General features: G+C 43.3%; 1 protein-coding gene and 1 pseudogene. Both read right to left on the bottom strand.

Annotated features, from left to right (window positions below; all coding sequences use genetic code 11):
• Positions 1 to 56: 56 nt before the first annotated feature.
• Positions 57 to 312 (bottom strand): annotated as a pseudogene (locus tag INT22_RS00005) (transposase); the annotation flags it as partial.
• 258 nt (positions 313 to 570) lie between these two features.
• Positions 571 to 706: DUF4214 domain-containing protein (locus INT22_RS21950; protein ID WP_193067422.1), on the bottom strand; the 136-nt coding region annotated here is incomplete at its 5' end.

A 706-nucleotide genomic window follows, 5' to 3' on the forward strand; every position in this document is an offset into this window, starting at 1 on the left:
GATTAATTTTGAATAGGCACTTACTGGAGCCCTTGCGTACCTGCAAGCACCTCATTTTCATGGTCGTTAAGATCTTGATAGCCAGCGGCGATTCCAAACACGCGCTGACGGACCAAGGTGCCGAACTTGTGGCGAATTTTATCTGGTGCCAGAAGATAATGAAGTATCGATGCCAAGCGACGTGTAAGTCGACATTGCTTGTCGTCTTCCCGTAGCAAAAGTAACCCTGCATCGGAGGTGATGTGACCTCAACAAGCCAGCTTCAATTTGGTGCCGTGAGAGTAGCGAGAAGGTCAATTTTTCAGGCATTATTTTGGAAGTAACTTTTGATCTTGGTTTTGATGCAAGATCTTGAAAATTTAAAATTGCCAATCGTTTTCTTTTATACGCCATGAAAAATTTAAGTTAGGGTTTATCTGACAAGTTGTCTTCGTGATGAGTTCCTATCGCTTTCATAATGTGGACTGTCTGCCAACGAAATCTCTGAATAGGGTTGGCAGACAGTTTTGAAAAGCATAGTCAGAAACGTATCCAGAAACGTGTTTCCAGTTTAAACTTCATGCTGAAGTATCAGAAGATAGTAGCATCCTGATTGTTCTGGCCGATGAGCACCAAGTCAACATGCTCATCTGAAAGTGCAAACGCCTCCAGAATATCGTCACGATCCTCGTCACTCGCCAACTGGTTCAACCAATATTCCTTGCCT

The sequence above is a fragment of the Halomonas sp. 3D7M genome (assembly GCF_014897885.1).
Taxonomy (GTDB): Bacteria; Pseudomonadota; Gammaproteobacteria; order Pseudomonadales; family Halomonadaceae; genus Vreelandella.